The sequence below is a fragment of the Frateuria defendens genome (assembly GCF_001182895.1).
Taxonomy (GTDB): Bacteria; Pseudomonadota; Gammaproteobacteria; order Xanthomonadales; family Rhodanobacteraceae; genus Frateuria_B; species Frateuria_B defendens.
Genome location: NZ_LFQR01000060.1, coordinates 1 through 5,708, shown reverse-complemented (window position 1 = coordinate 5,708; position 5,708 = coordinate 1). Strand labels below are relative to the sequence as shown.

Here is a 5,708-nt window from a genome sequence, read left to right as displayed (position 1 = left end):
TACGAACAAGATGCGCTGCTCCGTAATCGGCTGTCTCCGCATGATAGACGACGGATGCATCACGGCTGGATGCCGAAGGGCCAGGTCGGGCACTGCTTGCAGCCAGGGCGTCGAGCCAGCGCATGCGTCGCCGCGACATCGCCCAAGGGTCATCACCGCTGTGCGGTTTCCGCGGCTCCGGCCGCGCCGGTGGCGGGCCGTTGCCTTGGCGTTGGCGTGTCGGCGGGCAAGAAAAAACCCTCACCGTGTCCGGTGAGGGTTTTTAAGGATAAAGCCCCTGGCGGTGACCTACTCTCGCATGACAGAGTCACACTACCATCGGCGCAGCTGCGTTTCACTTCCGAGTTCGGGATGGGATCGGGTGGGACCACAGCGCTATGGCCGCCAGGGAAGGGGTGCGGGCAGCGCTAGAAGCGCCAGCCCGGCAAAGGGGTAAACGAGTGACAAGCGTTTGGGTCGGGTCGAACCGTGACGTGCCGTCGAAGCGGTCCTGCTCTGTTTGATCAGTCCGGCCATGGATGGCCGGGCTCGTCGCAGAGGGACCTGCACGTGAAGCGTCTTGGGGTTATATGGTCAAGCCGCACGGCGCATTAGTATGGGTTAGCTCAACGCATTGCTGCGCTTCCACACCCCACCTATCAACCACCTGGTCTAGATGGTGCCTTAAGGAGTCTCTAGGACTCGGGAGATCTCATCTTGGGGCGCGCTTCCCGCTTAGATGCTTTCAGCGGTTATCGCTTCCGTTCGTAGCTACCGGGCAATGCCTCTGGCGAGACAACCCGAACACCAGCGGAACGTCCACTCCGGTCCTCTCGTACTAGGAGCAGCCCCCCTCAAATCTCCAACGCCCACGACAGATAGGGACCGAACTGTCTCACGACGTTCTGAACCCAGCTCGCGTACCACTTTAAATGGCGAACAGCCATACCCTTGGGACCGGCTACAGCCCCAGGATGTGATGAGCCGACATCGAGGTGCCAAACACCGCCGTCGATATGAACTCTTGGGCGGTATCAGCCTGTTATCCCCGGAGTACCTTTTATCCGTTGAGCGATGGCCCTTCCATACAGAACCACCGGATCACTAAGACCTACTTTCGTACCTGCTTGATCCGTCGATCTTGCAGTCAAGCACGCTTATGCCTTTGCACACAGTGCGCGATGTCCGACCGCGCTGAGCGTACCTTCGTGCTCCTCCGTTACGCTTTAGGAGGAGACCGCCCCAGTCAAACTACCCACCATACACGGTCCCTGACCCGGATAACGGGCCGAGGTTAGAACGTCAAGCACTTCAGGGTGGTATTTCAAGGATGGCTCCACCAAGACTGGCGTCCTGGTTTCATAGCCTCCCACCTATCCTACACAGAAGAACTCAACGTTCAGTGTAAAGCTGTAGTAAAGGTTCACGGGGTCTTTCCGTCTTGCCGCGGGAACGCTGCATCTTCACAGCGATTTCAATTTCACTGAGTCTCGGGTGGAGACAGCGCCGCTGTCGTTACGCCATTCGTGCAGGTCGGAACTTACCCGACAAGGAATTTCGCTACCTTAGGACCGTTATAGTTACGGCCGCCGTTTACCGGGGCTTCGATCAAGAGCTTCGCCTTGCGGCTGACCCCATCAATTAACCTTCCGGCACCGGGCAGGCGTCACACCCTATACGTCCACTTTCGTGTTTGCAGAGTGCTGTGTTTTTGGTAAACAGTCGCAGCGGCCAGGTTACTGCGACCCTCTGGTGCTCAGTCACGCATGTGACCACACCGGAGGGCGCACCTTCTCCCGAAGTTACGGTGCCATTTTGCCTAGTTCCTTCACCCGAGTTCTCTCAAGCGCCTTGGGATTCTCACCCTGCCTACCAGTGTCGGTTTACGGTACGGTTTCTCTTAAGCTGAAGCTTAGTGGCTTTTCCTGGAAGCGTAGTATCAGTCACTTCGCCCAAAAGGGCTCGTCTCGGTGCTCGGCATAAAGGATCCCGGATTTGCCTAAGATCCATGCCTACCGCCTTTCCCCGGGACAACCAACGCCCGGTAGACCTAACTTTCTCCGTCCCCACATCGCACTTAAGAGAAGTGCTGGAATATTAACCAGCTTCCCATCGACTACGCATTTCTGCCTCGCCTTAGGGGCCGACTCACCCTGCGCCGATGAACGTTGCGCGAGGAAACCTTGGGCTTTCGGCGTGCGGGCTTTTCACCCGCATTATCGTTACTCATGTCAGCATTCGCACTTCCGATACCTCCAGCAGACCTTACGATCCACCTTCGCAGGCTTACGGAACGCTCCTCTACCGCGCACATTGCTGTGCACCCCGAGCTTCGGTGTAGTGCTTAGCCCCGTTAAATCTTCCGCGCAGACCGACTCGACCAGTGAGCTATTACGCTTTCTTTAAAGGGTGGCTGCTTCTAAGCCAACCTCCTGGCTGTCTATGCCTTTCCACATCGTTTTCCACTTAGCACTAACTTGGGGACCTTAGCTGCGGGTCTGGGTTGTTTCCCTTTTCACGACGGACGTTAGCACCCGCCGTGTGTCTCCCGTACAGTCTGTCCTGGTATTCGGAGTTTGCCATGGTTTGCTAAGTCGCGATGACCCGCTAGCCATAACAGTGCTCTACCCCCAGGAAGATACATACGAGGCGCTACCTAAATAGCTTTCGAGGAGAACCAGCTATCTCCGAGTTTGTTTAGCCTTTCACTCCTATCCTCAACTCATCCCCATCTATTGCAACAGATGTGGGTTCGGTCCTCCAGTGCGTGTTACCGCACCTTCAACCTGGTCAAGGATAGATCACTCGGTTTCGGGTCTACTGCCAGAGACTATGCGCCCTATTCAGACTCGGTTTCCCTTCGCCTCCCCTAGACGGTTAAGCTCGCCACTGACAGTAAGTCGCTGACCCATTATACAAAAGGTACGCAGTCACCCCGAAGGGCTTCCACTGCTTGTACGTATACGGTTTCAGGGTCTATTTCACTCCCCTCTCCGGGGTTCTTTTCGCCTTTCCCTCACGGTACTGGTTCACTATCGGTCGGTCAGGAGTATTTAGCCTTGGAGGATGGTCCCCCCATGTTCAGACAGGGTTTCACGTGCCCCGCCTTACTCAATTTCACGCACCATGCCCTTTCGCCTACGGGGCTATCACCCGCTATGGCCGGACTTTCCAGACCGTTCGACTAAAACATCGTGCGCTTTTGGGCTACTCCCCGTTCGCTCGTCGCTACTGAGGGAATCTCGGTTGATTTCTTTTCCTCCGGGTACTTAGATATTTCAGTTCCCCGGGTTCGCTTCGTACAGCTATGAATTCACTGCACGATACCGCTTACGCGGTGGGTTTCCCCATTCGGACATTGCCGGATCAAAGCTTGTTGCCAGCTCCCCGACACTTTTCGCAGGCTGCCACGTCCTTCATCGCCTCTGACCGCCAAGGCATCCACCGTATACGCTTGGTCGCTTGACCATATAACCCCAAGTCGCCTCGAAGTTATGCCAAACGACGCATCGCCGTTGCCTCAACGACACATCTCGGTTCGGTTTCGAACCAAAACGCTTGTCACTCGTTTACATTTTCAAAGAACAGCCAAACGGCCTCAACGCCGCCGGCTCTCTAAAATCTTTTGTGTGCGCTACACATCCGTCACTAACTGGTGGAGCCAGTCGGGATCGAACCGACGACCCCCTGCTTGCAAAGCAGGTGCTCTCCCAGCTGAGCTATGGCCCCAAAGTGGTGGGTCTGGGAGGACTCGAACCACCGGCCTCACCCTTATCAGGGGTGCGCTCTAACCACCTGAGCTACAGACCCATAAAGCTTCATGAGCCCTTTGGGCTCTCACGCCTGGTGGCGTGCGGATGTGCAGGTGTCTTGTGTGGACGTCTTGCAGCAGTGATGCTGCCTTTCTCGAAAGGAGGTGATCCAGCCGCACCTTCCGATACGGCTACCTTGTTACGACTTCACCCCAGTCATGAACCACTCCGTGGTCGTCGCCCCCCTTGCGGTTAGGCTAACGGCTTCTGGAGCAACTCACTCCCATGGTGTGACGGGCGGTGTGTACAAGGCCCGGGAACGTATTCACCGCAGCATAGCTGATCTGCGATTACTAGCGATTCCGACTTCACGTAGTCGAGTTGCAGACTACGATCCGGACTGGGATCGGCTTTCTGGGATTGGCTCCACCTCGCGGCATTGCAACCCTCTGTACCGACCATTGTAGTACGTGTGTAGCCCTGGCCGTAAGGGCCATGATGACTTGACGTCATCCCCACCTTCCTCCGGTTTGTCACCGGCAGTCTCCTTAGAGTTCCCACCATTACGTGCTGGCAACTAAGGACAAGGGTTGCGCTCGTTGCGGGACTTAACCCAACATCTCACGACACGAGCTGACGACAGCCATGCAGCACCTGTGTTCTGATTCCCGAAGGCACTCCCGCATCTCTGCAGGATTCCAGACATGTCAAGGCCAGGTAAGGTTCTTCGCGTTGCATCGAATTAAACCACATACTCCACCGCTTGTGCGGGCCCCCGTCAATTCCTTTGAGTTTCAGTCTTGCGACCGTACTCCCCAGGCGGCGAACTTAACGCGTTAGCTTCGACACTGATCTCCGAGTTGAGACCAACATCCAGTTCGCATCGTTTAGGGCGTGGACTACCAGGGTATCTAATCCTGTTTGCTCCCCACGCTTTCGTGCCTCAGCGTCAGTGTTGATCCAGATGGCCGCCTTCGCCACTGATGTTCCTCCCGATCTCTACGCATTTCACCGCTACACCGGGAATTCCACCATCCTCTATCACACTCTAGCTGCCCAGTATCCACTGCCATTCCCAGGTTGAGCCCGGGGATTTCACAGCAGACTTAAACAACCGCCTACGCACGCTTTACGCCCAGTAATTCCGATTAACGCTTGCACCCTTCGTATTACCGCGGCTGCTGGCACGAAGTTAGCCGGTGCTTATTCCTCAGGTACCGTCAGTTCCGCCGGGTATTCGCCGACAGCGTTTCGCTCCTGATAAAAGTGCTTTACAACCCGAAGGCCTTCTTCACACACGCGGCATTGCTGGATCAGGCTTGCGCCCATTGTCCAATATTCCCCACTGCTGCCTCCCGTAGGAGTCTGGGCCGTGTCTCAGTCCCAGTGTGGCTGATCATCCTCTCAGACCAGCTAGCGATCGTCGCCTTGGTGAGCCATTACCTCACCAACTAGCTAATCGCACATCGGTCCGTCCAACCGCGCGAGGTCCGAAGATCCCCCGCTTTCTCCCGTAGGACGTATGCGGTATTAGCGTAAGTTTCCCTACGTTATCCCCCACGTCTGGGTAGGTCCCGATGCATTACTCACCCGTCCGCCACTCGCCACCCACAGAGCAAGCTCTGCTGTGCTGCCGTTCGACTTGCATGTGTTAAGCATGCCGCCAGCGTTCAATCTGAGCCAGGATCAAACTCTTCACTTAAGTTTTCGATCAACCCGAAGGCCGATCTATCTTTCTGAAGCGTTGTCCTAACCGTAAAACGTCAAGCTTTTGAATTGACTCTTAGGTTAGACGCTTGCATTGCTGGACAGTCATTCATCCACTGCAAGGCGCCCACACAAGTCACCTGCGCACACTGTCAAAGATCAATCACTTGCGACCTTTTCTTCAGATCGCCCCGAGACGTTTCGTTCCGGGTGAGCCGCCCATTCTACATCGTCTTGCCTGTCCGTCAACACCTTCAGCGAAGAAATTTT

The 5,708-nt window shown here is 55.9% G+C and carries 2 tRNA genes and 3 rRNA genes; all 5 read right to left on the bottom strand.

The features are described 5' to 3' along the window. Positions 1 to 275: 275 nt before the first annotated feature. A 5S ribosomal RNA gene (gene rrf, locus ACH65_RS10075) occupies positions 276 to 389 on the bottom strand. 180 nt (positions 390 to 569) lie between these two features. Then, positions 570 to 3,447: ribosomal RNA gene (locus ACH65_RS10070) — 23S ribosomal RNA — on the bottom strand. A gap of 185 nt (positions 3,448 to 3,632) precedes the next feature. Beyond that, positions 3,633 to 3,708 (bottom strand) — tRNA-Ala (locus ACH65_RS10065). Positions 3,709 to 3,712: 4 nt separating this feature from the next. Then, a tRNA-Ile gene (locus ACH65_RS10060) sits at positions 3,713 to 3,789 on the bottom strand. A gap of 99 nt (positions 3,790 to 3,888) precedes the next feature. Beyond that, positions 3,889 to 5,433, bottom strand: a 16S ribosomal RNA gene (locus ACH65_RS10055). Together the 16S, 23S and 5S rRNA genes with 2 tRNA genes alongside form the textbook arrangement of a ribosomal RNA operon. Between the last annotated feature and the right edge of the window lie 275 nt (positions 5,434 to 5,708).